This window comes from Gordonia liuliyuniae (assembly GCF_021738805.1).
GTDB lineage: Bacteria > Actinomycetota > Actinomycetes > Mycobacteriales > Mycobacteriaceae > Gordonia > Gordonia liuliyuniae.
Genome location: NZ_JAKKOR010000009.1, coordinates 99,156 through 124,956, shown reverse-complemented (window position 1 = coordinate 124,956; position 25,801 = coordinate 99,156). Strand labels below are relative to the sequence as shown.

Below are 25,801 nucleotides of genomic sequence, written 5' to 3'. Positions count from 1 at the left end.
GGCCATGAAAATCGATACAGGTGGACGCGATCCATCGATGACGACGTACTTCGTGCGAGGAGTGATCTTCGCCGTCGTCGGTGTGTTGGTGCTTGGGCTCCTGTGGGCGCGGTACGAAGGAAAGTTCGAGGACAACACCGAGGTGTCGGCGGCGTTGACCGATGTCGGCGACGGTCTGATCAGCGGGGCGGACGTCCGCTACAACGGCATGATCGTCGGCCAAGTCGACACGGTCTCGGTCGTCGGCTCGTCGTCGGAACAGCAGCGTGAGGTCGCGATGCTGCTCGATCCGAAGCAGGCCGAGGGCATTCCGGCGAACACGACCGCGCGGACCGTCCCGTCGAACCTGTTCGGCGTCAACTCAGTCGAACTCATCCGTCCCGAACACCCGTCGAACGACCGTCTGTCTGACGGTGCCACCGTCAAGGCCGATACGTCGGAGCCGACGATCCGCTTGCAGGATGCACAGAACGAGCTGCGGACCCTGCTGCGCAGCGTCCCGCCGGAGGATCTCGGCATGGTGCTCGGCACCATCGCCGACGCGCTCGACGGCGGCGGGGCCACCTTCTCGACTTTCGTCGGGGTCCTCGACACGTACTGGAAGACGATCAACGCGCAGTTCCCACCGGGCGCGCCGTCGGGTTTCGACAACTTCACCAACGCCGTCGAAGGGCTGGCGTCCTCGACGCCCACACTGCTCGACACACTCGGCAAGTCGGTGAAGCCCGCATTGACGATCGCCGAGAAGCAGGACGATCTCACCGCACTGCTCTCGAACAGCCAAGATCTGCTCGACACGACGCAGGCGCTGTTCGCGAAGAACGGAGACGCCGGAAAACGCGTCGTCCGCGATCTCAACACGACGTTGGGTGCGACGATGCTCGACCCCGACGCCCTGCCGCAGGCCTTGCGTGAACTGTACGTGCTCGCCGGTCGCGTGCTCGGCGTCTTCACCGGCGTCAACGGGCACGTCCAACTGAACCTGGGCATCAACTTCGGCGCCTACCGGATGTACACGAAGCAAAACTGTCCCGTGTACGACGGCGGGCCGTACGGTCAGCTCCGCGGCCCGGAATGTGTCGGACCGGGCACCGGAACCGGTCCGACGCAGTCGGGTCCGCTGCTGGTGTATCCCGAAGGCGGTATGCAGCCCGACCGGAACCGGAATGCGAAGAAGTCGCGCGGCGTATCGACGTCGCGGGACTCCAGGACGTTGGGCACCGCGCTGGGGCGCACGCCGACGTCCGCGGAGAAGCTGATGCTCGGGCCGCTGGTCTCGGTTGCGCCTGAGCAGGAGGGACAGCGATGAGCAAGAACACGGACAGCATCCGTAAGCCGTTGATCGGTTTCGGTGTGTTCGCGGTGGTCGCGCTGCTCGTCACCTACCTGATCTGGTCGACCCTGGACCGTTCGGTGCAGGGCGAAGTGACCGATTATGCCACCACGTTCGGCGACGCGTCCGGTCTGGCGTCCGGTGACGACGTCCGCATGGCCGGTGTGCGGGTCGGTCGAGTCCAGGACATCGAGCTCGACGACGGACGTGCCAAGGTCACGTTCGAGGTGCAGGACGGCCAGCACGTCTACGCCAACACGCGAGCCGCGATCCGCTACCAGAACCTGATTGGACAGCGGTATCTCGCGTTGAACCTCGACGGCGACAAGCCGGGACGGGAACTGGACAAGGGATCGACACTCCACCTGCCCGGCGAGGACTCGTTCGATGTGACGAAGCTGCTCGCCGGCTTCCAGCCGGTCTTCGACACCCTCACTCCCGAACAGGTCAACTCGCTCTCGGAGAGCCTGATCAAGACGTTCCAGGGCGACGAGGTGTCGCTGTCTCGGACGCTCTCGCAGATCGGCCAGGTGGCTGACGACATGGCGAACCGCGACCAGGTGCTCGGCTCGATCATCACGAACCTCTCGGTGGTGATGCGCGAATTGGCGTCGCAGGGCAAGCAGGTGCAGACCTTGATCGACAGCGCCTCGAAACTCGTCGAGAACCTCAACGGCAATTCGGCGGCGTTCGGCAAGTCGATCGATCAGATCGGCACGACCGCCGACGGATTCGCGGATGTGCTCGCCGAGAACCGGGGGTCGCTACGCGACGCCGGTACCGCGGCCCGCGAAGCCACGTCCAAACTCATCGGTCAGGGCGGCAAGCTCGACACCATGGCCAAGGTTCTTCCCGAGTTCCTCGGTCACTTCCCGCTCGTCATGATGCAGGGCGCGTACTTGAACATCTATGCATGTGAACTCGACATCTCGATCGGCGACGTCCTGCTTCCGCCGGGGCTGATCACCCAGATCGGCGGAACCCAACACTCGGTGGTGTGCCAGTGAAGAATCGTTTGCGCTCCTCGTTCGGCGACCGCCGTGGACTCTGGTACGGCGTCTTCGGTGCGATCGGCATCATCGTTCTGCTCGTCGCGATCGTCGGCATCAGTTCGGCGAACATCGGGAAGAAGACGTACACGGGCGACTTCATCCAGGCCGGCGGTCTGCGCACCGGCGACAAGGTGCGTGTCGCGGGCATCGACGTCGGTGAAGTCTCCGACACGGAACTGGCGGGCGACCACGTGAAGGTTACGATGAAGGTGGACAACGACGTGACCGTCCGTGAGGACGGTTCCGCCGAGATCAAGATGTCGACGCTCCTCGGCCAGCGCTACGTCGACGTCGTCCTCGGTGAATCCGACAAGGAGTTGGACGGCGACCGCATCACGACCACGCGCGTGCCGTACGACCTGCAACAGACCCTCGAGAAGGGCACCCCGGTGCTGGCGGGCATCAAAGCCGACGACCTCGCGAACAGCATCCGCACGTTGAACACTCAGCTCAAGGGTGCTCCGGCGATCGCGGAGCCCACTCTCGACGCGCTGACCCGGATGTCCGCGGTCATCAACAACCGGACCGACCAGATCGGCCAGCTCCTCACCGACACCAAGGCGGTCACCGAGCAAGTGGAGAACAGCCAGTTCCAGCTGTCGATCATCGTCGGGCAGGGCGCCCAGCTCGCGACGAAGATATCGACGCGCGAGCGTCTGGTCACCCGCATGCTCGACGGCGTCGCCGAACTCACCGAGCAGGCGCGGGCAGTGGCGGCCGAGAACGGCAATCAGTTCGCGCCGGTCATGGCGAACCTGGACACCATCTCGTCGGGCCTGGAGAAGAACCGTGACAATCTGCGCAAGATGCTCGAGGTGCTGCCGGTCACGGCCCGTCTGACCAACAACCTGGTGGGTGACGGTCCGTACGCCAACGGCTATCTCCCGTGGGGCATCTTCCCCGACAACTGGCTGTGCCTGGCGAAGGTGGTCGACGGATGCTGACGATGACGCGAGCCCGAACGCGGCGGGCCGTCGCAGCGGTCGCGATGACCGCGGTCACCGTGATCACCGTGACCGGGTGTTCCCTGGTGCCCGCGAGCTGGTCGTCGGCGCTGGGGCAGTCGAAGACCGTGACCGCGTATTTCGACGACGTGTCGGGCCTGTACGAGGGCAACGACGTCGCCGTCCTCGGCATGCCGGTCGGCCGCATCTTGTCGGTGGAGCCGCAGGGCACCCGCGTGAAGGTCGAGATGACCGTCGACAACGACGTCTCAGTCCCGGCCGACGCCACCGCGGCGATCGTCAACACGTCGATCGTGACGACCCGCCACATAGAGCTGACGCCTGCCTACACCGGCGGCCCGACGCTCGGCGCCGACGACGTCATCAAGCACACGAAGGCTCCCGTCGAGATCGGCACCCTGTTCGACTCGATTGACAAGTTGGTCGTGAACCTGTCCGGCGACGAGCCGGGCGAGGGGCCGATCGCCGACTTGGTCGACATCACGTCCGGTATCGCCGACGGCAACGGTGAACGCCTCCGAGAAGCGCTCGACGCGTTGGCGAAGGCAGGCAAGACCGGCGCCGACAACGGTGACGCGATCGTCGACATCCTCAAGTCGATGAGCAAGTTGACGACGGCGTTGACCGACAACTATCCGAAGATGCTGCAGTTCTCGTCGTCGCTGACGACGGTGTCGCAGATGCTCGGCGAGCAGTCGGTCGGCCTCGTCTCGTCGCTGGACGACTTGAATCGCACCCTGACGAACACGTCCGAGTTCTTGGAGAACAACGCGGGCACCATCAGCTCGTCGACCGGGCGGTTGAGCGCGGTCATCGCGAACCTGTCGGACTATTCAAGGCAGGTCGTCGAATCGGTCGATATCGCCCCGCTGCTCTTCCAGAATCTGTCGAATTCGGTCTCCGCCGAGCAGGGTGCGTGGCGCGCGTCGGTGCTGCTCGACAAGTCGCTGGTCGACAACGAGCTCACTTCGACTCTCTGTGAGGCGATCAACGTGAACAAGAACGGCTGCCGGACCGGACGTTTGAACGATTTCGGTCCCGACATGGGCATCTACTCGGGACTGTTGGGGCTGTTGACGAAATGACACGGATGAGAAAGCCACGGATGAGGAAGGTCGGCGCGGCGGTCGTCGCCTTGGCCACCACGATCAGCCTGGCCGCGTGCGGCGCGGTCCCGGGTGTCACCGTGGAACAGATCCCGTTGCCCGCCCCGGGCGGCATCGGTGACGCGATCACCGTCCACGCGTCGTTCGAGAACGCGCTCAACCTTCCGAGTCAGGCGAAGGTCCGTCTGGCGGGCACCGACGTCGGCGTGGTCGACGACATCGTCGCCGAGAACTATCGCGCGAACGTGACGATGTCGGTGTCCAAGAGTGTGACCCTGCCCGTCGGAACGGGAGCCGAACTCCGTCAGGCGACGCCGCTCGGCGACGTGTTCGTCGCTCTCGTCCCGCCGAAGGACCCATCGAAGGGCGTCGTCGGCGACGGTGGAACGCTGACCGGTCCGACCTCGGCTGCGGCGACGGTCGAGGATCTGCTCATCAGTACGACGGCTCTCGTCGACGGCGGATCAGTGAGCGCATTGCAGCGGATCTTCACGGAGTTGTCGACCGCGATCGGTGGGAACGCGCCCGAGCTCCACGGTGCGATCGAAGGCTTCACGACGGCGATCGACAAGTTCAACCGGAACTCTGGCGAGGTCGACAAGGCGATGGCGGTCACCGCGGACCTGACCAAGGAACTCGCGGACGGCCGGTCGCAGATCGCCGCCTCGGTGAACAAGCTTCCCGCGGCCATCGACGCCGTCGACGGCCAGGTCGGTTCGATCCTGACCACGCTCGACAAGTCGAACAAGGTGACGTCCGCGACCAACGACTTCCTGAAGTCGGAGAAGCAGAACTTCAGCGAACTGCTGGTCAACCTCAACACGACGCTGGGTGCGCTCAACGAGTCGGCGCCCATCTTCGGGCCGCTGTCGGACCGCGTGGCCGAGCTGACCCCGAAGTGGGCCAAGTCGACGGCGAGTTCGGCGGCCTCCGTCGCCGCGAAGGTCTTCTGGCTCTCGCCCGGTGTCGGATTCGACTCGGCGTCGCGACTGCCGGACGCCTCCGACATCACCCAGGGCGATCACGCCCTCCAAGTGACCTTGGCTCGTCTGCTCGCGATGATCACCGGCGACACTGGGGGACAGCGATGAAGAAGTGGCTGACCAGACACAAGATCATCATCGGAAACCTCGGTCTGGTCGTGGTGATGCTCCTCGGCCTGGCGTACCTGGCCTTCGGCTCGTTGAGCTGGCGTCCGTGGCAGGGCACCTACGACGTCACGGTGGACTTCCCGGAATCGGGTGGACTGCAGGGCACCAGCAAGGTGATGCTCCGCGGTTCGCAGATCGGTGAAGTCCGCGACATCCAGGTGACTCCGTCGAGCGTCCAGGTCCACCTCCGGCTGGACGACGATGTGAAGATCAACAAGAAGTCGAAGGTGTCGGCGCTCGGCCTCTCGGCGGCGGGCGAACAGTACGTGAACTTCACGCCTGCCACTAACGAGGGCCCGTACCTGGAGGACGGCGACACCATCGAGATGGGCGAGCAGACCCATGTGACGGTGGCGTTCTCGTCGATGCTGCAGTCCACGTTGGATGTGATCAGCCAGATCGATGCACCCAAGCTGACGTCGACACTGCAGGAACTGGAAATCGCCCTCAACGACAAGGGACCGAACCAACTCAAGTCGATCTTCCATTCGGGCGGCGTGATCTTCGCCGATCTTGCGAGGGTCCTCCCGCAGACGACTGAGCTCATCAACAATCTCGGGACGATCTTCAAGACGACGGCCGACGTCCAACCCGACTTCGGAAAGCTGGCGACCGGCACCAACGAGCTGATGACGGCGGTCGCGAAGTCGGACGGCGAGATCCGCGAACTGCTGGGCCGCGGTCCTGCACAATTCACGTCGCTCGCCGGGTCGCTGTCGACGATCACCGATCCGGTCAGCGATATCCTCAAACAGTTCCTCGACATCGGACGGCAGGGCGCGTTGCGCGCTCCCACCCTGGCGAACCTGTTCCCGTCGATCCGCGATGGCAGCATTCAGGCGCAGAAGATGTTCCACGACGGAGCCTGGTGGGCGCTGGCGTCGGTGTATCCGCGGCCTGCCTGCAACTACACAATGGCACCGGTCCGCCCGACCAAGATCTTGGAGCTGACAGTGCCGACCAACCTGTATTGCGAGACCAAGGACCTGACGCTGCAGACTCGAGGCTCGAAGAACGCTCCCCGCCCGAAGGGCGACGACACCGCGGGACCGCCGCCGAACTACGATCCGAATGCACGATCGGTTCCATTGGACAAGTGAAGGATGTATGAAGCCCGAGGATTCTGAGATCGAGAACACTACCGACGACGCCGGGCAGGAGCCGGAAACCACGGAGACTGAATCCGCCGAGACTGAATCCGCCGAGACTGGGACCGCTGAGGCTGGGACCGCTGAGGCTGGGACCGCTGAGACGGGCCCTGTCGAGAGTGGAACCGCCACCGGGGTCGCCGCGAAGGCCAAGGCGAAGGCGCAAGCTCGAGCCGACTCCACCGACACGTCGGGCGGCAAACAGTTCACGGTGTCGGCGCGGGTGCTGACGCGCATCGGTGCGGCGATCGTCGTGGTCGCAGTCCTGGCAGTGCTCGGCTTCTGCGGGTGGAAGTGGTACGACACCGAGCAGGAACTGAACGCGTTCGACGACAGCAAGGCGGCGTCGGCCCACTACGTCACCGAGTACTTCGGCGTCCTGCTGGAAGAGGGCGCATCGGCCGACCAGTTGAAGGCGAAGGTCGGACCGCTCTCGACGGGCAAACAGAAGGAACAGATCGAGAAGTCTGCGCCGGACACGGTGCAGTGGCGCGACACGCAGAAGCTCGCCAACGTGACGACGAAGGTCAACTCGACGATGGTCGAGTCGTTCTCGAAGGATCGTGCGGTGACCGTGGTGAGCTTCGAGTTCACCGGCACATCGGCGGTCGCACCGAGCGGCGGCCACGCTGTCACCCTCATCCAGTTGACGCTCGAGAAGTCCGACGGCGACTGGCTAGTCTCCAACGTGCAGGCCGTACCGGGCATGGCGGGCGAGTCGGCTGGTCAGCCCGAGCAGGCGATTCCCGCACCGGCAGCCCCCACTCAGCAGCCAGCCGGCTGATCACAACCGTTCCAACACGACCGCGGGGCGGTCACCGAAGACGGCGTCGGCGGTGACCGAGCCGTGGTGATCGGCGCCGGTGGCGGCGTCCCGCCAGACGCCGGGCGGGAGTGGGATGACGGCGTGCTCGCGTGCGGAGCCCGCGCGGAACGTGTGCGCCAACCGGATCGCGGCGACCAATACCTGCGGCTCACCGTCGGCGCCGCCGCGAGTGAACGCGATGACGTGGATGCCGCTCGGACCGCGGCAGACGACACCCGCGTACCCGCCGCCGGGACCGAAGCAGTCCGGGTGGCGACGCCGGACGGCGAGCGCCGTCGCAATCATGCGGGCTTTCGGGTGGTCCAGACCGTGCGCGTCGTCGCCGGAACGCCGGTAGTCGACGGGGCGACGGTTGTCGGGGTCGGTGAGTGAGTCGTCCCACCACTGGGTGCCTTGATAGACGTCGCCGACTCCGGGCATCAACAACGACAGCGTCTTGCGGGAGATCGACTCGTCACGGGCGGGCTCGGCGATGACGGCGACCAAGTCGCTGATCAGATCGGCGGGAGTTCCGGTGAGCAGTCGGTCGATCCAGTCGAGGATCGCCGACTCGGCCGCGTCGTCGACCGCCGTCCACGATGAAATGAGCTGCGCTTCGCGCATCGCCTTGCGCGCATACGCGTGGAACCGTGCCCGGACGGTCGCGCCCGGCGTCCCGGAGTCGGGCCAGACGCCGATCAGGTTCTGCAGGAGGAAGTAGGCAGTCGGCGCGTGCGGCGGCGGCGCCACCTGCCACAGCGTGAGGACGAGGACGGTCCAGCGTTGCGGGATCTGGGCGATCACCGCGATCCGTGCGCGGACGTCTTCGCTGCGTTTGGTGTCGTGGGTCGACAGGGCGGTCAGCGCACGTGGCCAGTCGCGGGCACGTGCCGCCAGGGTGCCGTGGAACTCATCTCGATTGGCCGTGGGCGCCAAGGGCGTACAGCCCAACTCGTTCGCCGACACGAGACGCGACGTGCGGTGGTAGCCGATGTCTTCGATGGCCTTCGCCGACACCGCTGCGACGGCTTCACCGAGGCGGGCGACGGCCTGTGGTGCACGCTCGGGCGAGGCGAACGCGCGCGCGAGCACGTCGAGACCGTCGGCCATCGACGGGTTCTCGACGCGTAGACGAGCGATCGTCTCGAGGACGACCGGGTTGGACGACGGGTAGCCCGGTCGTGCGAGTCGCGCGCCCGAGATCATCGTGGCGACCGCCTGCTGGACGTTGTGCACAGGCACCTCGGGTGCGCTCCGGGCGAACAGTGCGGTGGTGCGTCGTAGGCGGTCGGAGAACATGTCGACGAGCGTCACATGCCGCAACGCCGCGGCTCGCGCGTTCAGTTCGTCGCCGTCGCCGACGTCACCGGTGATCCGCTGGTAGACCTCGGACAGCTCGACCGCTCCGGACGGCGCGGTGAACGCGCTTTCGATCAGCCGGAGCTGTTCATAACCGGTCGTCCCGTCGACCGGAAGGGCAGGGTCGAGGTGTTCGCCGACGCTCAATCCCTTCTCCACGTACAGCAGTCGATCGCCGATGTCGGCGCGGAGTCTGCGGCAGTAGCCGATGGGATCGGTGAGTCCGTCGAGATGGTCGACGCGAACGCCGTCGAACAGGTCGTCGGCCGCGAGCTCCCGGAGCCAGGCGTGCGTGGCCTCGTACACTTCGGGCACCTCTTGGCGGAGTGCTGCGAGTTCGTTGACGGCGAGGAATCGGCGGTAGCCGATCTGGCGGCTGTCGAACGGGACGAGCCGGTAGCGTTGGGCGGCGAGGACCTCATCGGGGGTCGCGCCCGGTCGAAGCGTGCCGTCGGCCGTCGGAAGGTAGCGGTCGCCGAGCCACAGTTCGCCGTCGGAGACACGGAGTGATGACAGGTCGCCGTCTGCGGACAGCCACGGCAGGCACAGCGCGCCGTCGCCGAAATCGGTGTCGAGGTCGAAATAGTCGGCGTACTCCGAATCCGACCCGTGGCGCAGGACGTCGGCCCACCACTCGTTGTGGTGGGAGTCGAAGACACCGAGATGATTGGGCACGATGTCCAGGATGATCCCGATCCCGACGGCCCTCGCATGCGCCCGCAGCAGGCGGTATCCGTCGGCGCCGCCGAGCTCCGGGGAGATGCGGGCCGGTGGACACCAGTCGTATCCGTGCGTCGACCCTGGCATGGCAGCCAGAATCGGCGACAGATAGAGGTGACTGATCCCCAGACTCACGAGGTGGTCGAGAATGCCAGCCACTTCGGCGAACGCGAAGTCCGGCGTCAGCTGGACACGGTATGTCGCGACCGGGTCGGCCGGGATCGTCGTCATGGCGCTCCGATCGTCGACGGGGTCGCCCGGTCAGTCGAACGGGCCGAACGGGGGTCCGGTCCAGGGCAGTTCCTGCGCCAGCAGCTGCGAAAGAGCGCTGCTCAGGCTGCGGACGTACGTAGCTCCCAAATGGTCATAGTCTTTGTAGACGATGATGTTACCGACGACGGCTGGACAGAACGTGTCGTCGCAGACGCTGTCGGACAGGTCGATGGAGAACATCAGGGGATTGCCGCGCGCGTAGTCGGCGATCGGGTCGTGCGGGGCGAGGGAGTACGCGCGGTTCGAGCCGCAACTCTGTGCATCGCCGCCCGCGGCCAGACATCCGGGTGTCGTGATCGGCTGCCCGTCGTCGCGGTGCGGCCACGGCGTGTCGCGGACGCCGACCACAGGCAGACCCGCAGCAGTCAGTTCGTCGAACACCTCGAGGTAGCCGGGCGGCACATAGTCGGCGCGGCCGTCGGGGTTCGGGCGGGTCGAGTTGGTGAAGACGGCGTCGGGTCGGATACGTTCGAGCTCGTCGAGCACCGTGCGGACCCACTGCGCGCATTCGGGGTAGGGCGTCCCGTCGCTGCGAGTCGGAGTCTCCTCCAGGGTGAGCGGGCAGCCCATCTTCAGATAGGTGGTCACCTTGAAGCCGTTGCGTTTCCCGATGATGTCGAGGGCGGGAACCCACATCTCGGCATGCGATCCGCCCGCGACCGCGAGAGTCCGCGTCGCAGTCGGGTCGCCGTAGACGCCGACGTGGAAGTCGAGGTCCGTGAAGTCGGCCATCACACCGTCTGCGGTTGTCGGCGCGAGGTCGAACTCTGCGGCGAGCGGAGTGGGCTGCGGATCCAGGGCGGGCACCGGGACGTCGGCCCAGGCGCGGGCGCCTGGATAAAGGTGGGGGTCGAGCTCGGTGGTGTCGACGGCGACGGTCGACATGTGCCGTTCCCACAGTTTCACGCCGGTGCCCACGCACGCGGCGCCGAGCACCAGGAGCACAGTGAGGACGGCGGCGTACCGGATCCGGGGATGTCCGGGCCAGTATCGGGTGGTCAGCGGTGACCGCTGACCACCCCGCAACGGATCCTCGATGTACCGCTTGGTGAGCCACGCCAGCCCGAGTGAGACGGCGAGGATGCACGTCCCGGCGACGATCGAGGCGTCGTCGGACTCGACGTAGCTCAGATAGAAGATGAGCAGCGGCCAGTGGATCAGGTACAGCGCGTACGCCAGGTTGCCCAACCAGACGCCCTGCCGGGAGGCGAGCATCCGGTTGGCGGACGGCAGCGTTCCCGGGCCGCCGCCCGAGGCGATGATCAGCAGCGTCGCACCGACCGGGATCCAGGCCATCGGCCCCGGATACTCGGCGACGCCGTCGAGCCACCAGCCGCACGAGACGATGAGGGCGAGCGCGCCCACGGTAACGAAGCTGCGCAGCGACGACGGCACGCGAACCCGCGGCATCCAGATCGCCAGGAGCCCGCCGACGAGCGGCTCCCACAGGCGCGCCAGCGTGTCGTAATAGTTGTACGGCTGGTTGATGCCCTGCTGGATGGTCGCATAGGTGAACGAAGCGGCGGCCACCAGTGCGACGACGACGCCGAACACGGCGCGGATCACAGCGGGTCGAGTGAACGCGCGCAGCACGGTGCCGAGAAGTTTGAGGAGCGCGGCGAGCACCAGCCCGCACAACATGGCCGAGACGAAGAACTGGCCCTGCATCGACATCGACCACAGATGCTGCAGCGGGCTGTTCGCCGAACTTGCAGCCAGGTAGTCCTGCGAGTTCCAGGCGAGATAGTAGTTCTGGTAGTAGAGGGCGCTCGCGATGATCTCTCGGCCGACGTTGACCCACCGGGTCTGCGGCAGCATCGTCACTGTGAGGATCGCGACGCCGATCAGCACAGTGACCAGTGCGGGCAGCAGGCGGCGCAGCAGACGTGACAGGCGCGGCCACGGGTTCAAGGTGTCGCGAAACGACGCGACCGGGTCGGCGGATGCGATCGCGTGCCGCAGCAGCGAGCCGATGAAGAAGTAGCCCGACAGGGTGAGGAAGACGTCGACGCCGCCGGAGACCTTGCCGAACCAGATGTGGAAGCAGGCGACGAGGGCGATCGCGACACCGCGCAGGCCGTCCAGGTCTGTGCGATATACGGGCCTCAAATCAGGCGTCGGGTCGGTGGCTGCCACGGTCTCGGTCGTTTCGGTCGGCGGACAATCGCGTCCTTCTTCATGAACGACTGATGAATCTACTCAACCGGGCGGCGCGACCTCTAATCGGCGACCTCTAATCGGCGGTGAGAGTGGTCCGCGCGTGCGCACCCGACACGATGACGTCGAGACCGTCCTCGAACTCACCGTCGAAGTCACGACCCGACGGCCCGGTGACTCCGAGGCGCTCCATCTGGGTGCGCGTCTGCTCCTCGATGGTGAGCCCGATCGTCAGCTGGCAGACAGCGGTCGCGACGCCCGCCGCGGTCCGCTCGTCGAGCCCACCGTCGCTGGCGACGGTGACTATCGTCTCGACCGTCGATCTGGTCGACAGTCCGGACGCCCACGCCGACGACACGATCTCGGCACTGTCGGGGACGGCGAGCAGGGCTGCGCGCATGGCGGTCGCGACACGTCGGATCCGTTCGGGCGCGGAGCCTTCCGCCGGCACCGCTACTGCATCGAGGATGTCGTCGGCGAGGGCGGCGAGCATTGTCTGCTTATTCGGAAAATGCCAGTAGAGCGCGTTCGGTCGGACGCCGAGGTCGGTGGCCAGCCGCCGCATGGTCAGGTCGGCGAGGCTGTGCTCGGCCAGGATGGCGCGCGCGGCGGCGAGGACGTCGGACCGGGAGTTGCTCACTCGGCCAGGGTAGCCGCCTCGAACACGTCGTCCGGTACACGGAACACGCCCGTCCTGTACGTCGTACAGGTTCACCTGTACAGTGTTCAGGATTGCGGCACGGTGCTGTGACGGGGAGCAGGCGAGGAGGACGGTATGGATCAGGCCACCATCCAAACGATCGACGCCGATCACGTGTGGCATCCGTACGGCGGCTTCCCCGCGACGACGCCGCCCCGCGTCGTGGAATCGGCGTCCGGCGTGCGCCTGACGTTCGCCGACGGAACGACCGCCATCGACGGCATGAGTTCGTGGTGGGCGGCGATCCACGGCTACCGACACCCGGTGCTCGACGCGGCCGCGACCGACCAACTGCGGAAGATGTCACACGTCATGTTCGGCGGTCTGACCCATGAGCCCGCCGCGCGACTGGCCGCCGCGCTCGTCGACCTGACCCCCGAGTCGTTGACCAAGGTGTTCTTCGCAGACTCCGGGTCGGTGTCCGTCGAAGTCGCCATCAAGATGGCCGTCCAGTATCAGCGGAGCCTCGGGCGGACGATGCGCAACCGTGTCCTCACCTGGCGCGGCGGCTACCACGGCGACACGTTCGCGCCGATGAGCGTGTGCGACCCGGACGGCGGCATGCATGCCATGTGGCGCGGCGTGATCGCCGAGCAGGTGTTCGTGCCCGCGCCGCCCGTCGACTACGACGAGGGGTACGTCGCGCTCGTCGACGACGCGTTGACCCGGCACCGCGATCGGCTCGCCGCCGTCATCATCGAACCCGTCGTCCAGGGTGCCGGCGGCATGCGCTTTCACGATCCGCGTCTGGTCCGTGCACTGCGGGAGTTGTGTGACGCCCACGACGTGCTCCTGATCTGCGACGAGATCGCGACCGGTTTCGGCCGGACCGGTGCATTGTTCGCCGTCGACCACGCCGGGATAGCGCCCGACATCCTCTGTGTCGGCAAGGCTCTCACCGGTGGATACCTGACGCTCGCCGCGACGCTGACGACCGATGCGGTCGCCGACGTCATCAGCCGAGGCGAAGCGGGTGGTCTCGCCCACGGGCCAACATTCATGGCGAACCCACTGGCCTGCGCGGTCGCGTGCGCGTCCTTGGAGGTGCTGGCCGCGTCGGACTGGCGCCGACGCATCCCGCAGATCGAGGCCCGGCTGCGCGCCGGGCTCACCGGGCTCGCCGACGTCGACGGCGTCGTCGACGTCCGGGTGCTCGGGGCGATCGGCGTCGTCGAACTCGATCGGCCGGTCGACATGCGCGCGACCACCGACGCCGTCCTCGACGCAGGCGTCTGGCTGCGGCCATTCCGGACCATGATCTACACGATGCCGCCGTTCGTCATCGACGACGCCGATCTCGCGACCGTCACCGCGGGAATCGCCGCAGGCGTCCACGCGACTCTGGAGGCCGTATGAGCACCGCATGGCTCGCCGACGTCGCCGAACGCACGGTCGCGGCCGGTCTGCACCGAACACCGATCGCACGCCGATCGCACGCGAGCGGGATCAATCTCGCGTCCAACGACTACCTCGGTCTGTCCCGACACCCCGCGGTGATCGCGGGCGCCCACGCCGGGATCGACACGTGGGGCGCCGGGTCGACGTCGTCGCGCCTCGTCGTCGGGACGACACAGGCCCACCTCGACTTCGAGGACGACGTCGCCCGTTTCCTCGGTACGGACGCGGCGCTGCTGTTCTCGTCCGGGTACCTCGCGAACGTCGGCGCGATCACCGCGCTCGTCGGACGTGGCGATCTCATCGTCAGCGACGCCGGATCCCACGCCTCGCTGATCGACGGATGCCGGCTGTCGCGGGCTCGTGTCGTGGTCGTCGACCGGGGCGACCACGACGCCGTCCGGCGGGTACTCGCGCAGCGCGCCGAGCGGCGCGCGCTGGTCGTGACCGACGCGGTGTATAGCGTTGACGGACGGTTGGCTCCGGTGCGCGAGTTGTTTGCGGCGGCCCGTGAGCACGGCGCGATGCTTCTCGTCGACGAGGCGCACGCGATCGGCGTCCGCGGGCCGGGCGGTCGCGGTGTCGTGGCCGACAGCGGACTGGCTGGCGCGGACGACCTGGTGGTGACCGCCGTCTGCTCGAAGTCGCTCGCCGCGCAAGGCGGAGTGGTCGCGGGATCGCGCCTGCTGCGCGACCACCTGATCGATCATGCGCGGACCTTCATCTTCGACACCGGCCTCAACCCAGCGGCCGTCGGCGCCGCACATGCCGCGCTCCGAGTCCTGGTCGCCGACCCGGGACTGCCGCTGCGTCTACGACGCAACGCTGAGCGGCTCGCTGGCGCACTGAACGCTCCGGCACCCGACTCGGCCGTCGTCTCGCTCATCGTCGGCGACCCGGTCGACGCCGTCGCCGCGGCCGCCTTCTGCCGAGATCGAGGAGTCCTCGTCGGATGCTTCCGCCCGCCGTCGGTGCCCGACGGGACCTCACGGCTGCGTCTCACCGTGCGCGCCGACCTCGACGACGCGACGATCGACACCGTGGCCGCGGTCGTCCACGCCGCGCTGGACACCGCGCGCTGCTCGAGTGAGGTCGCGGCCCGATGAGCGCCCGCATCCTCATCGTCTCCGGAACCGGCACCGACGTGGGCAAGACCATCGCGGTCGCCGCCCTCGCGGCGACCGCCCGTGCAGCGGGCCTGCGCGTGGGGGTGTGCAAACCCGCGCAGACCGGCGTCACCGGAGGTGAGCGCGGAGACCTCGCCACCGTCGTCGGTCTCGTTGGCGACCTGCCGACCCGTGAACCGGTCCGCTATCCGGACCCCCTTGCACCGGAGACGGCCGCGCTCCGGGCGTCGACGCCCTTCCTGAGCATGGACGCGGTCCGTGCGGCGGTCGGCGAACTCGCGTCCGACTGCGATCTGGTGATCGTCGAAGGCGCGGGTGGCATCCTGGTTCGGCTCGCTCCGGACCTGACGATCGTCGATGTCGCCCGAGAGTTGGACGCACCGGTCGTCGTCGTCGCCGACGCCGGACTCGGCACTCTCAACCACACCGAGCTCACCATCCGTGAGCTCGGGCGCGCGGCCGTCGCGGTGGCCGGACTCGTCATTGGGTCCTGGCCAGTCGAACCGGATCTGGCGACGGCATGCAATCGCGCGGACCTGGAACGGCTCACCGGTGTGCCGGTCATCGGGGTCGTGCCGGCCGGCGCGGGATCGCGCACCCCGACCGACTTCCAGCGTTCTGCGCCCGGGTGGATATCGGCGATCGTCGTCGGCGACCGTCGTCGGCGGCGAGGCGATCCATGAACCGTCTAGCTGTGATGAACCGTCTCGCCGCCATGAACCACCCAGCCGTCATGAACCACCCGGCCGTCATGAACCACCCGGCCGTCAAGAACCGCCCGCCCGTCACGAACTGACAGGCGATCAATCAGCCTATCGACAGGAGATCGACCAGTGACCACCACCGAACAGCCGCAGGGCTCCGCGTCGCAGACCGCCGACATTCTCGACATCGCGCGAGAGCAGGTGCTCGAACGCGGCATCGGACTCGACCAGGAGCAGGTGCTGTCGGTCCTGCGCCTCGACGACGACCGACTCACCGAGATCCTGGCGCTGGCCCACGACGTTCGGATGCGCTGGTGTGGGCCGGAGGTGGAGGTCGAGGGCATCGTCTCGCTGAAGACCGGTGGCTGCCCGGAGGACTGCCACTTCTGCAGCCAGTCGGGGCTGTTCGCATCGCCCGTCCGGAGCGCATGGATCGACATCCCGTCGCTCGTCGAGGCCGCGAAGCAGACCGCCAAGACCGGAGCCACCGAGTTCTGCATCGTCGCCGCCGTCCGCGGACCGGATAAACGGCTGCTCGCCCAGGTCGCGGCGGGGATCGAAGCGATCCGCAACGAGGTCGACATCCAGATCGCGTGCAGCCTCGGCATGTTGACCCAAGAGCAGGTTGACGAGCTCGCGGCGATGGGGGTGCACCGCTACAACCACAACTTGGAGACCGCGCGCAGCCACTTCCCGAACGTCGTCACCACCCACACCTGGGAGGAGCGGTGGGGCACGCTGCGCATGGTCCGCGACGCCGGGATGGAAGTGTGCTGCGGCGGCATCCTCGGGATGGGGGAGTCTCTCGAACAGCGGGCCGAGTTCGCCGCCGACCTCGCCGCTCTCGAACCGGACGAGGTGCCGTTGAACTTCCTCAACCCGCGGCCGGGCACGCCGTTCGGCGATCTCGACGTCCTGCCTGCGTCCGAGGCCCTCAAATCGGTCGCCGCGTTCCGACTCGCGTTGCCGCGCACCATCCTGCGGTTCGCGGGCGGACGCGAGATCACACTCGGCGACCTCGGAGCCGAACAGGGCATCCTCGGAGGCATCAACGCCGTCATCGTCGGCAACTATCTGACGACGTTGGGCCGTCCCGCGGAGAGCGACCTCGATCTGCTGGCTGACCTGTCGATGCCCATAAAGGTGCTCAATGACACGATCTGACGACCACGGGGCGGGGTGTACCGTCGTGGTCGCGACCGGCGTCGACAGGAGGCATTAGATGATCGGCATGGACTCGATCGGAACCCGAGTGGTTCCGGGACCACTCGCTGAGCCGCTCAAGTACGGCGTCTACACGGGTGTCGAACTCGACCTGCAGACCGACGACGCCGTCCCGGCGGCCGCCTGCCTCGGGTTGGAGCCGCCGCGGTTCTGCGGGCAATGCGGTCGCCGCATGGTCGTACAGATCGTCCCGGACGGGTGGGGCGCGCGATGCTCCCGTCACGGAACCATCGACTCGGTGGAACTCGGTCGACGATGACACTCGCAGAGTCACCGTCCCGGCTGGCACCGTCGTCAGCCGTCCGCTATCGCGAACCGGTCATCTTCATCGTCGTCGTGCTTGCGCTGTCTGTGCTGGTCGGCGCATTGTGGGTGTGGTTGTCGCCGACGGTGACTGCGACGGTCACCGCACCGGGCGAAGCACAGTTCGGTGAGGGTGCAGCGGCGAACCTGTTCGGTGGGGTCGCCACGTTCGCGTTCCTCGCGTTCGGCCTCGGCGTCGTCCTGGCGTTGGCGTCGTGGTTCGGCCTGCGGTCCATGCGCGGTGTGCCAGGCCTGTTGTTGACGACGGTGATCGCGATCGTCTCGTCCGGGCTCGCGATGGACATCGGTACCCGGATCGCCAAGGCGGTGCGTCCGGCGCTGGATGAGAACGTGCCGGGCGACTATGAGTTGACGGTCCGGCTGTGGTTCGACTCGGATGTGTCCCCGCCCTGGTTGCTGGTGGTCTGCGCGCCGACCACCGCGGTCCTCGTCTACCTCCTCTGTGTGCTCACGGCGAAGAATCCGACACTGCGGCCGGACGTCCCGACGCCAGACTGGTCGTTCCAGGGCGCGGCCGCGACGAGTCATCCCGCTACGAATCGTCCGGCGGCCACGCCGTCGACGGAGAGTTCAGAGTGGCGGCCGCAGGGTGGCGAATTCGTCGGTCACCCGCAGGCTGGCGTCGGCGAAGGCATAGAGGCTGGGTGGCCGCCCGCCGGCCCGACCGGTGCGTCCGACGGTGCCGGTGGCCACGACCACCCCGCGCCTCGACAGGATCCGTAACAGGTTGGTGGCGTCGACCGTGTAGCCGAGCGCGGAGCCGTAGATCTCGGACAGCTCCGACATCGAGAAGGTTCCCGGCGCGAGCGCGAACGCGATGTTCGTGTACGACAGTTTCGCGGCGAGTCGGCGTCGAGCCTGGTGGACGATCTGGGCGTGGTCGAATGCGAGCGGCGGCAACGCGGTCACGTTCACCCAGGCCGCGTCGTTGGACGTCGCGTCGGTGGGGATGTCGCGGGGGACCAGACCGAGGAACGTCGATGCGATGGTTCGCGTTTCCGGGACGCGGTCGGGGTCGGAGAACACCGACAGCTGTTCGAGATGCGCGACGCGCGTGAGCCGGGCTTGCTCGGCGAGGTGACGTTGCGCGGCCGTGGAGAGGGTGTCGCGGTCGCCGATTGCACCTCCGGGCAGTGACCATTCCTCGTCTCGGCGAGCGAGGAGCACATGGAGTGTGTGACCGGCGTCGTCGCACTCGCGGACTTGGAACACTGCGGTCAGCACTTCCACACGCACGGATTCGGCCATGGCAGTGAGTCTATGTCGGCCGTTCGTGGGGTGATTCGACGGTCGGGCGCGTCGGGTGGCCACACCGGTGAGAACAGGGTCACACCGCTGAGTGATACGATGGCCACGAGGTTATCGACCATAGATCGGAAACCGTCGGATCTAGTGCGTCGACTCAGCCCAGTCGACGCCGGACGCTGCGAATTGGAGTTCCCGCCATGACAACTGGAACTGTCATCACCCGTACCGAGACCGATCTCGGGATGCCCGACCCGCGCCACGGAATCCCTGCCGCGTACGGGGGCGTCGAGCCTGACGCTGCCTGGGCGGCCGAGATCAAGCGGCTCGCGAAGGCGCGCAACGCGACCATCCTCGCGCACAATTACCAGCTGCCCGCGATTCAGGACATCGCCGACCATGTCGGCGACTCCCTGGCCCTGTCCCGTATCGCGGCCGAGGTCGACGCCGACGAGATCGTGTTCTGCGGCGTCCACTTCATGGCCGAGACCGCGAAGATCCTCAGTCCGGAGAAACGCGTCCTGATCCCAGACGAGCGTGCGGGTTGTTCGCTGGCTGACTCGATCTCCGCGGACGAATTGCGCGACTGGAAGGCCGACTACCCGGACGCGCTCGTCGTGTCGTACGTGAACACAACGGCGGAGGTGAAGGGTCTCACCGACATCTGCTGCACGTCGTCGAACGCGGTCGACGTCGTCGCATCGATCGACCCCGACCGCGACGTGCTGTTCCTGCCGGACCAGTTCCTCGGCGCCCACGTCAAGCGCGAGACCGGACGCGACAACATCCACATCTGGGCGGGCGAATGTCATGTCCACGCAGGCATCAACGGTGACGAGTTGACCGATCAGGTCGACTCGCACCCGGACGCGGCCCTGTTTATCCACCCGGAGTGCGGATGTGCGACGAGCGCCCTCTACCTCGCGGGTGAGGGCACCGTGCCGCAGGACCGGGTGCAGATCCTGTCGACGGGCGGCATGATCGACGCGGCGAAAGCCACCGAGTCGAAGCAGGTGCTGGTGGCGACCGAGGTCGGCATGCTGCACCAGCTGCGGAAGGCGGCGCCGGAGGTCGACTTCCAGGCCGTGAATTCGCGTGCCGCCTGCCCGTACATGAAGATGATCACGCCGGCCGCGCTGCTGCGGTGCCTCAGCGAAGGCAAGGACGAGGTCAGGGTTGCGCCCGACGTCGCCGACCGTGCGCGTGCCTCAGTCGAGCGGATGATCGCGATCGGCAACCCGGGTGGCGGCGAATGACCGGGACGTTCATCGGCGACGAGACGACGGCAAGCCAACTCGTCCTCGACGTCGCGGAGGAGGATCTCCTGGCGCTGATCCGGACCGCGCTGATCGAGGACCTCCGGTACGGCCCGGACATCACGTCGCTGGCGACGGTGCCCGAGGACGACGTCGCCCAGGCTCGGATCGTCTCGCGTCAGGACGGCGTGGTCGCGGGCCTACCCGTTGTGCTCGCGGTCTTCGATCAAGTGATCGGCTCCGGTCGCTACGAGGTGACCGCGCGCATCGACGACGGCGACCGTGTGGAGTCGGGGACCGTCGCCCTCGCGCTGACGGCGCCGGCCCGTGCGTTGTTGACCGCCGAACGCACGGCGCTGAACCTCCTGTGCCACCTGTCCGGTGTCGCCACTGCCACGGCGGCATGGGTCGACGCTGTCGACGGGACAACCGCGAAGATCCGTGACTCCCGCAAGACCCTGCCGGGCATGCGCGCCCTCCAGAAGTACGCCGTGCGTGCGGGCGGCGGTGTCAACCACCGCATGGGCCTCGGCGACGCCGCGCTCATCAAGGACAACCACGTGGTCGCTGCCGGGGGAGTCGCGCAGGCGCTCGAAGCTGTCCGTGCTGTTGCCCCCGACGTCCCGGTCGAGGTCGAGGTGGACTCCCTCACCCAACTCGACGAGGTGCTTCCGTTGAATCCGCAACTCGTGCTGCTCGACAACTTCGAGCCGTGGGAGACGCAGATGGCGGTGCAACGCAGGGATGCGACGGCGCCCGAGACAAAGCTCGAATCGTCGGGCGGACTGTCGCTCGAGGTCGCCATGGACTACGCGAGGACCGGTGTCGACTACCTCGCCGTCGGCGCGCTCACCCATTCGGTGACCGTGCTCGACTTCGGCCTCGACATGTGACGTCGTTGTGTGAACGCGACATGCCGTTTGCCGTCGTATCACCCTTTGCGAACCGTCGGCCATCGCGCCATCGGCAACGATCGTGCTGGGACTTCGGCATCATAGGAGTCGTGGCCCACTACGTGCACTCAGGACCGCTCGCCGACCTCGACCCCGCGACGCTCCACGGAATCCTCCGACTCCGTGTCGACGTATTCGTCGTGGAGCAGAACTGTTCGTATCCGGAGATCGACGGGCGCGACGCCGAGCCGTCGACGATCCACTTCTGGTGTGCAGATCCCGACGGTTCGCCGGTCGCGACGGCTCGCCTTCTCGTTGACGGACTCGCAGACGGACGGAGCGAGCTGCGCATCGGACGTGTCTGCACCCGCCACGAGCTGCGCGGCACCGGATTGACCAGTGCGATCCTCGACGCGGTCGTCGCCGAGATCGGGGACCGGCCGAGCGTGTTGGACGCCCAAGCCCATCTGCGGGACATGTACGCACGGTGGGGGTACGTCGTCGTCGGGCCGCAGTTCGTCGAAGACGGGGTCCCGCACGTGCCGATGCGTCGACCGGCGGCGCCCGCCGAGTGAGGGCACTGAGCCGGGGGTGAGCGCCGCGCGCACGGCATCGTCGGGCGGGCCACGCTCACCCGGACGAACGGATCGTCTGACCGCTCCGGCACAACTCTCACCTATATGGACCCAGAGCCGTAGATCCGGGCGGATCGGGTCGAGGTTGTGAGGTTTGTGCCCGCGAAGTCGACTCGCATCGTGTGAGGCGACCGCAAACGGTTTGCGCCCACCGCATATCCTGGTGGGAGCCCAATCTGCAGACCTTGAGTGGAGATACCCATGCTTGCCCGTACCGACCTGCGGGGCACGGTCCCGACGCTGAGTGAACTGCGTCGCGCGCTGCCCCGTGGCGGAACCGACGTCAACGCCGTGCTGCCTCGCATCACACCGGTCGTCGAAGCGGTCGCCGAGCATGGATCGAGCGCCGCGCTCGACTACACCGAGCAGTTCGACAAGATCCGGCCGGCCGGCGTGCGGGTCCCCGCCGACGTGATCGCGCAGGCTCGCGAGGGCCTCGACGCCGATGTCACCGCGGCACTCGAGGAGTCGATCCGCCGAGCACGACTCGTCCACGCCGAGCAGCGACGACAGACCGTCGTCACCCAGGTGGTTCCCGGCGGGACGGTCGCCGAGAAGTGGATTCCGGTCCGTCGCGTCGGCCTCTACGTGCCGGGCGGCAACGCCGTCTACCCGTCGAGCGTGATCATGAACGTCGTTCCCGCACAGGAGGCGGGCGTCGGCTCCCTCGTCGTCACCTCGCCCGCGCAGGCCGACTTCGGCGGCTGGCCGCACCCGACGATCCTCGCCGCGTGCTCGCTGCTCGGCGTCGATGAGGTCTGGGCGGTCGGCGGTGCGCAGGGCATCGCGCTCCTCGCCTACGGCGGCACCGATACCGACGGCGGAATCCTCGATCCGGTGGACCTGATCACCGGTCCGGGCAACATCTACGTGACCGCCGCCAAGCGTCTGGTGCGCGGTGTCGTCGGCATCGACTCGGAGGCCGGACCCACCGAGATCGCGATCCTGGCCGACGACTCCGCCGACCCGGCGATCGTCGCATCCGACATGATCAGCCAGGCCGAGCACGACGTCCTCGCGGCGTCGGTACTGGTCACCGACAGCGCATCGTTCGCCGACGCGGTCGACGCAGCCGTCGACGACGCCGCGAACGCCACCAAGCACGCCGAGCGGGTGCGGGAGGCTCTCGCGGGCAAGCAATCGGGCATCGTCCTCGTCGACGACCTCGAAGTCGGCATCGCCGTCGTCGACGCGTACGCCGCCGAACACCTTGAGATCCAGACGCGCGACGCGGCCGCGGTCGCCGACCGCATCACCAGCGCCGGTGCCATCTTCGTCGGTGCGTTCTCTCCAGTCAGCCTCGGCGATTACTGCGCCGGATCGAACCACGTGCTGCCGACCACCGGATCGGCCAAGTACGCGTCCGGACTGTCCGTGCAGACGTTTCTGCGCGGCGTCCACGTGATCGACTACGACCGCGACGCGCTCGCAGGCGTCGCAGGCCACGTCGTCACCCTCGCGAACGCCGAGGACCTGCCCGCGCACGGCGAAGCCGTTACTGCACGATTCGCGGGCGACCGGTGAGCGCGCCCGGCTCCGGGTTCACCCTCGCCGACCTTCCGCTGCGCGAGAACCTTCGCGGCAAGTCGGCGTATGGTGCGCCGCAGCTCAAGGTCCCGGTGGCCCTTAACACCAACGAGAATCCGCACCCGCCGAGCCAGGCGCTCGTCGATGACGTCGCGAAAGCCGTCGGCAGCGCGGCCGAGGAACTCCACCGCTACCCGGATCGGGACGCCGTGGACCTACGCACCGATCTCGCCGCGTATTTATCGGGCGCGACGGGGGTCGCGTTGACTGTCGATAACCTGTGGGCGGCGAACGGCTCGAACGAGATCCTCCAGCAGGTTTTGCAGGCGTTCGGCGGCCCGGGCCGCACCGCTATGGGCTTCGTCCCGTCGTACTCGATGCATCCGATCATCGCCGACGGCACGCAGACGACGTGGATCCCGGCGCACCGCGCCGACGACTACCGTCTCGACATCGACGCCGCGATCGCCGCGATCTCCGAACACCGTCCCGACGTCGTCTTCGTGACGTCGCCGAACAACCCGACGGGGGAGAGTCTCGCCGCAGCCGATGTCGCCGCCGTCGTACGCGCGGCGCCCGGCATCGTGATCGTCGACGAGGCGTACGCCGAATTCTCTGACGAGCCGAGCGCGGTCGGCCTCCTCGACGAGTACGGCGACAAGCTGATCGTCTCGCGCACCATGAGTAAGGCATTCGCGTTCGCGGGCGGCCGACTCGGTTATCTGGCCGCAGCGCCCGCGATGATCGAAGCCCTGCTGCTGGTGCGTCTGCCATACCACTTGTCGGTGATCACCCAAGCGGCAGCGCGCGCCGCATTGCGCCACAGCGTCGAGACTCTCGACTCGGTGGCCGCACTCGTCGCCGAACGCGTCCGGGTCGTGGCCGCACTCACCGACATGGGGTACGACGTGAGCCCGTCGAATGCCAACTTCGTCCTGTTCGGCGAGTTCGCGGATGCTCCCGCGACTTGGCAGCGATACCTCGACGACGGTGTGCTGATCCGAGATGTGGGCATCCCGGGGCGGCTGCGTGCGACGATTGGACTGCCCGCCGAGAACGACGTCTTCCTGGCGGTCAGCGAGAAGCTGGCCGCCACCGAGCGAAAGCAGTAAGTGTGAGCAATGCAGGCCAGGATCGGATCGCTCGCGTCGAACGGACGACGCGTGAGTCGTCGATCGTCGTGGAGATCAACCTCGACGGCACCGGCGTCACCGACATCGACACCGGGGTGCCGTTCTTCGACCACATGCTGACGGCGTTCGGCGCGCACGGCAGCTTCGATCTGACGGTCCACGCGAAGGGCGACATCGAGATCGACGCCCACCACACGGTGGAGGACACGTCGATCGTCCTCGGCACGGCGATCGGGCAGGCGCTCGGCGACAAGAAGGGCATCCGCCGCTTCGGCGATGCGTGGATCCCGATGGACGAGACGCTCGCCCAGGCGATCGTCGACGTCTCTGGACGACCGTATATCGTGCACACCGGCGAACCAGAGCACTTGCTGACCGCCACGATCGGCGGCTACTCCGGCGGCGACCGCCCGTACACGTCGTATTCGACGGTCATCAACCGCCACGTCTTCGAGTCGATCGCCCTCAACGCGCGCATCGCCCTGCACGTGCGTGTTCTGTACGGTCGCGACCAGCACCACATCACCGAGGCCGAGTTCAAGGCCGTCGCCCGTGCGCTGCGTGAAGCCGTCGAACCGGATCCGCGAGTGAGCGGTGTGCCGTCGACGAAGGGGACACTATGAGCCGAGTGACTGCTGGGTGTGACCTGTGATGCGGAAGGTCGCGCTGCTCGACTACGGGTCGGGAAATCTCCGGTCGGCGCAGCGAGCGCTGGAGCGTGCGGGCGCCGACGTCGAGATCACGTCCGACTTCGACACCGCGCTCAACGCCGAGGGGCTGTTGGTTCCCGGTGTCGGTGCGTTCGAGGCGTGCATGGGGGGTCTGCTCGCGGTGCGCGGCGACCGGATCATCGGTCGCCGGCTCGCCGGTGGACGCCCCGTCCTGGGCATCTGTGTCGGTATGCAGATCTTGTTCGACCGCGGTGTCGAGTTTGACGCCGAGACGCCCGGTTGCGGCGAGTGGCCTGGATCGGTGACGCGACTGCAGGCCGATGTGCTGCCACACATGGGATGGAACACGGTGCAGGCGCCCGAGGACTCGACGTTGTTCGCGGGCATCGACGACGACGCGCGCTTCTACTTCGTTCACTCGTTTGCGGCGCAGGAGTGGACGATGGATTCGACGGGATCGAAGATCGCTCCGCCGCTCCTGACCTGGTCCGATCACGGTGGTCGGTTCCTGGCCGCCGTCGAGAACGGGCCGCTGTCGGCCACCCAGTTCCATCCGGAGAAGTCAGGTGACGTGGGGGCGCAACTGTTGACCAACTGGATCGGGAGCTTGTAGATGGCGGGGACCAGACGACCGGCAGCTGCCGACTTCTCGTTCGGGAAGATGGTGGCGTACTCGCTCGGCGCTGCGACCGGGGTGATCATCGTCGCGGCGATCGTGATCCTGTTCGTCGCGCAAGTGTCGCCGACTGCGGCTCTCATTGTCGCGCTCGTCGCGGTGGTCGGGGTGGTCGCGGCGATCGCCTTGGTGTCGAGGCGGATGATGTCCGGTGTGCAGGCCGAGATAGACGAACGGCGTGCCCGCGCGGCGGCACGCGATGAGGAAGCGGGAAACTGAAAG

General features: G+C 67.2%; 24 protein-coding genes and 1 pseudogene. 21 read left to right on the top strand and 4 right to left on the bottom strand.

Annotation, left to right across the window (positions count from 1 at the left end):
- The first annotated feature begins 4 nt into the window (after window positions 1-4).
- The 7 genes from L5G33_RS12410 to L5G33_RS12380 are packed head-to-tail and all read left to right on the top strand — an operon-like array spanning window position 5 to window position 7,539.
- The gene (locus L5G33_RS12410) at window positions 5-1,309 is read left to right on the top strand and encodes an MCE family protein (protein ID WP_236998494.1); all 1,305 of its coding nucleotides are present in this window, start codon (window positions 5-7) and stop codon (window positions 1,307-1,309) included.
- Entirely contained in the window at window positions 1,306-2,340 is a 1,035-nt protein-coding gene (locus L5G33_RS12405) for an MCE family protein (RefSeq protein ID WP_236998493.1), read from the top strand. Before L5G33_RS12410 ends, L5G33_RS12405 begins: the two co-directional genes overlap by 4 nt.
- Window positions 2,337-3,329 carry an MCE family protein gene (locus L5G33_RS12400; RefSeq protein WP_236998749.1) on the top strand — a complete coding sequence of 331 codons (993 nt, stop codon included), beginning with the start codon at window positions 2,337-2,339 and terminating at the stop codon, window positions 3,327-3,329. The genes L5G33_RS12405 and L5G33_RS12400 overlap by 4 nt, the downstream gene beginning before the upstream one ends.
- Window positions 3,323-4,435 (top strand): MCE family protein, encoded by a 1,113-nt coding sequence (locus L5G33_RS12395; RefSeq protein ID WP_236998492.1) that lies wholly within the window; start codon window positions 3,323-3,325, stop codon window positions 4,433-4,435. The genes L5G33_RS12400 and L5G33_RS12395 overlap by 7 nt, the downstream gene beginning before the upstream one ends.
- A gap of 20 nt (window positions 4,436-4,455) precedes the next feature.
- The gene (locus L5G33_RS12390; protein WP_236998491.1) at window positions 4,456-5,547 is read left to right on the top strand and encodes an MCE family protein; all 1,092 of its coding nucleotides are present in this window, start codon (window positions 4,456-4,458) and stop codon (window positions 5,545-5,547) included.
- Window positions 5,544-6,707 (top strand): MlaD family protein, encoded by a 1,164-nt coding sequence (locus L5G33_RS12385; protein WP_236998490.1) that lies wholly within the window; start codon window positions 5,544-5,546, stop codon window positions 6,705-6,707. The genes L5G33_RS12390 and L5G33_RS12385 overlap by 4 nt, the downstream gene beginning before the upstream one ends.
- Window positions 6,708-6,714: 7 nt before the next feature.
- Window positions 6,715-7,539, top strand: coding sequence for a hypothetical protein (locus L5G33_RS12380; protein ID WP_236998489.1), 825 nt, complete (start codon window positions 6,715-6,717; stop codon window positions 7,537-7,539).
- Here the strand turns inward: L5G33_RS12380 and treY are convergent, their stop codons facing one another.
- The 3 genes from treY to L5G33_RS12365 form a co-directional block, all read right to left on the bottom strand.
- The gene (gene treY, locus L5G33_RS12375) at window positions 7,540-9,870 is read right to left on the bottom strand and encodes a malto-oligosyltrehalose synthase (protein WP_236998488.1); all 2,331 of its coding nucleotides are present in this window, start codon (window positions 9,868-9,870) and stop codon (window positions 7,540-7,542) included.
- Between the two features lie 30 nt (window positions 9,871-9,900).
- The gene (locus L5G33_RS12370) at window positions 9,901-12,048 is read right to left on the bottom strand and encodes an acyltransferase family protein (protein WP_236998487.1); all 2,148 of its coding nucleotides are present in this window, start codon (window positions 12,046-12,048) and stop codon (window positions 9,901-9,903) included.
- A gap of 97 nt (window positions 12,049-12,145) precedes the next feature.
- Window positions 12,146-12,709, bottom strand: a complete 564-nt coding sequence (locus L5G33_RS12365) for a TetR family transcriptional regulator (protein WP_236998486.1) — start codon at window positions 12,707-12,709, stop codon at window positions 12,146-12,148.
- 135 nt (window positions 12,710-12,844) lie between these two features.
- Between L5G33_RS12365 and L5G33_RS12360 the strand changes: the two genes are divergently transcribed.
- The 6 genes and pseudogenes from L5G33_RS12360 to L5G33_RS12335 all read left to right on the top strand — a co-directional run.
- Entirely contained in the window at window positions 12,845-14,125 is a 1,281-nt protein-coding gene (locus L5G33_RS12360) for an adenosylmethionine--8-amino-7-oxononanoate transaminase (RefSeq protein WP_236998485.1), read from the top strand.
- Window positions 14,122-15,270 carry an 8-amino-7-oxononanoate synthase gene (locus L5G33_RS12355; RefSeq protein ID WP_236998484.1) on the top strand — a complete coding sequence of 383 codons (1,149 nt, stop codon included), beginning with the start codon at window positions 14,122-14,124 and terminating at the stop codon, window positions 15,268-15,270. The genes L5G33_RS12360 and L5G33_RS12355 overlap by 4 nt, the downstream gene beginning before the upstream one ends.
- Complete coding sequence (gene bioD / locus L5G33_RS12350) at window positions 15,267-15,974, top strand: dethiobiotin synthase (RefSeq protein ID WP_236998483.1); 708 nt, start codon at window positions 15,267-15,269, stop codon at window positions 15,972-15,974. The genes L5G33_RS12355 and bioD overlap by 4 nt, the downstream gene beginning before the upstream one ends.
- A 150-nt stretch (window positions 15,975-16,124) precedes the next feature.
- On the top strand, window positions 16,125-17,159 hold the full coding sequence (gene bioB / locus L5G33_RS12345) for a biotin synthase BioB (protein WP_236998482.1): 1,035 nt from the start codon (window positions 16,125-16,127) through the stop codon (window positions 17,157-17,159).
- 58 nt (window positions 17,160-17,217) lie between these two features.
- Complete coding sequence (bsaP, locus tag L5G33_RS12340; RefSeq protein WP_236998481.1) at window positions 17,218-17,478, top strand: biotin synthase auxiliary protein BsaP; 261 nt, start codon at window positions 17,218-17,220, stop codon at window positions 17,476-17,478.
- Window positions 17,379-17,990, top strand: a pseudogene (locus L5G33_RS12335) (DUF2567 domain-containing protein); the annotation flags it as partial. The gene bsaP and the pseudogene L5G33_RS12335, both read left to right, overlap by 100 nt.
- A gap of 123 nt (window positions 17,991-18,113) precedes the next feature.
- On the opposite strand, the gene L5G33_RS12330 reads toward L5G33_RS12335, so the two are convergent.
- Window positions 18,114-18,791 carry an NUDIX hydrolase gene (locus tag L5G33_RS12330; RefSeq protein ID WP_265742854.1) on the bottom strand — a complete coding sequence of 226 codons (678 nt, stop codon included), beginning with the start codon at window positions 18,789-18,791 and terminating at the stop codon, window positions 18,114-18,116.
- A gap of 242 nt (window positions 18,792-19,033) precedes the next feature.
- Here L5G33_RS12330 and nadA point away from each other — a divergent pair, with 242 nt between their 5' ends.
- From nadA to L5G33_RS12290, 8 genes are all read left to right on the top strand, one after another.
- Complete coding sequence (gene nadA, locus L5G33_RS12325) at window positions 19,034-20,044, top strand: quinolinate synthase NadA (RefSeq protein ID WP_236998747.1); 1,011 nt, start codon at window positions 19,034-19,036, stop codon at window positions 20,042-20,044.
- Window positions 20,041-20,937, top strand: coding sequence for a carboxylating nicotinate-nucleotide diphosphorylase (nadC, locus tag L5G33_RS12320; protein WP_236998480.1), 897 nt, complete (start codon window positions 20,041-20,043; stop codon window positions 20,935-20,937). Before nadA ends, nadC begins: the two co-directional genes overlap by 4 nt.
- 122 nt (window positions 20,938-21,059) lie before the next feature.
- Window positions 21,060-21,512 (top strand): GNAT family N-acetyltransferase, encoded by a 453-nt coding sequence (locus L5G33_RS12315; protein ID WP_236998479.1) that lies wholly within the window; start codon window positions 21,060-21,062, stop codon window positions 21,510-21,512.
- A gap of 261 nt (window positions 21,513-21,773) precedes the next feature.
- A complete protein-coding gene (gene hisD, locus L5G33_RS12310) occupies window positions 21,774-23,096 on the top strand; it encodes a histidinol dehydrogenase (RefSeq protein ID WP_236998478.1) in 1,323 nt (440 codons plus the stop codon).
- Window positions 23,093-24,211, top strand: coding sequence for a histidinol-phosphate transaminase (locus L5G33_RS12305; protein ID WP_236998477.1), 1,119 nt, complete (start codon window positions 23,093-23,095; stop codon window positions 24,209-24,211). The genes hisD and L5G33_RS12305 overlap by 4 nt, the downstream gene beginning before the upstream one ends.
- 2 nt (window positions 24,212-24,213) lie before the next feature.
- A complete protein-coding gene (gene hisB / locus L5G33_RS12300; protein WP_236998476.1) occupies window positions 24,214-24,855 on the top strand; it encodes an imidazoleglycerol-phosphate dehydratase HisB in 642 nt (213 codons plus the stop codon).
- Window positions 24,856-24,883: 28 nt separating this feature from the next.
- The gene (hisH, locus tag L5G33_RS12295) at window positions 24,884-25,516 is read left to right on the top strand and encodes an imidazole glycerol phosphate synthase subunit HisH (protein ID WP_236998746.1); all 633 of its coding nucleotides are present in this window, start codon (window positions 24,884-24,886) and stop codon (window positions 25,514-25,516) included.
- Window positions 25,517-25,798, top strand: a complete 282-nt coding sequence (locus tag L5G33_RS12290; protein ID WP_236998475.1) for a hypothetical protein — start codon at window positions 25,517-25,519, stop codon at window positions 25,796-25,798.
- Window positions 25,799-25,801: the final 3 nt, after the last annotated feature.

Bases quoted from the DNA above. Each gene is read 5' to 3' on its own strand.
- L5G33_RS12410 (WP_236998494.1), top strand. From the start codon at position 5: ATGAAAATCGATACAGGTGGACGCGATCCATCGATGACGACGTACTTC.
- L5G33_RS12395 (WP_236998492.1), top strand. From the start codon at position 3,323: ATGCTGACGATGACGCGAGCCCGAACGCGGCGGGCCGTCGCAGCGGTC.
- L5G33_RS12390 (WP_236998491.1), top strand. From the start codon at position 4,456: ATGAGGAAGGTCGGCGCGGCGGTCGTCGCCTTGGCCACCACGATCAGC.
- nadC (WP_236998480.1), top strand. From the start codon at position 20,041: ATGACCGGGACGTTCATCGGCGACGAGACGACGGCAAGCCAACTCGTC.
- hisD (WP_236998478.1), top strand. From the start codon at position 21,774: ATGCTTGCCCGTACCGACCTGCGGGGCACGGTCCCGACGCTGAGTGAA.
- L5G33_RS12360 (WP_236998485.1), top strand. From the start codon at position 12,845: ATGGATCAGGCCACCATCCAAACGATCGACGCCGATCACGTGTGGCAT.
- bioD (WP_236998483.1), top strand. From the start codon at position 15,267: ATGAGCGCCCGCATCCTCATCGTCTCCGGAACCGGCACCGACGTGGGC.
- treY (WP_236998488.1), bottom strand. From the start codon at position 9,870: ATGACGACGATCCCGGCCGACCCGGTCGCGACATACCGTGTCCAGCTG.
- L5G33_RS12290 (WP_236998475.1), top strand. From the start codon at position 25,517: ATGGCGGGGACCAGACGACCGGCAGCTGCCGACTTCTCGTTCGGGAAG.
- L5G33_RS12380 (WP_236998489.1), top strand. From the start codon at position 6,715: ATGAAGCCCGAGGATTCTGAGATCGAGAACACTACCGACGACGCCGGG.
- bsaP (WP_236998481.1), top strand. From the start codon at position 17,218: ATGATCGGCATGGACTCGATCGGAACCCGAGTGGTTCCGGGACCACTC.
- nadA (WP_236998747.1), top strand. From the start codon at position 19,034: ATGCCCGACCCGCGCCACGGAATCCCTGCCGCGTACGGGGGCGTCGAG.
- hisH (WP_236998746.1), top strand. From the start codon at position 24,884: ATGCGGAAGGTCGCGCTGCTCGACTACGGGTCGGGAAATCTCCGGTCG.
- L5G33_RS12385 (WP_236998490.1), top strand. From the start codon at position 5,544: ATGAAGAAGTGGCTGACCAGACACAAGATCATCATCGGAAACCTCGGT.
- L5G33_RS12355 (WP_236998484.1), top strand. From the start codon at position 14,122: ATGAGCACCGCATGGCTCGCCGACGTCGCCGAACGCACGGTCGCGGCC.
- L5G33_RS12405 (WP_236998493.1), top strand. From the start codon at position 1,306: ATGAGCAAGAACACGGACAGCATCCGTAAGCCGTTGATCGGTTTCGGT.
- L5G33_RS12330 (WP_265742854.1), bottom strand. From the start codon at position 18,791: ATGGCCGAATCCGTGCGTGTGGAAGTGCTGACCGCAGTGTTCCAAGTC.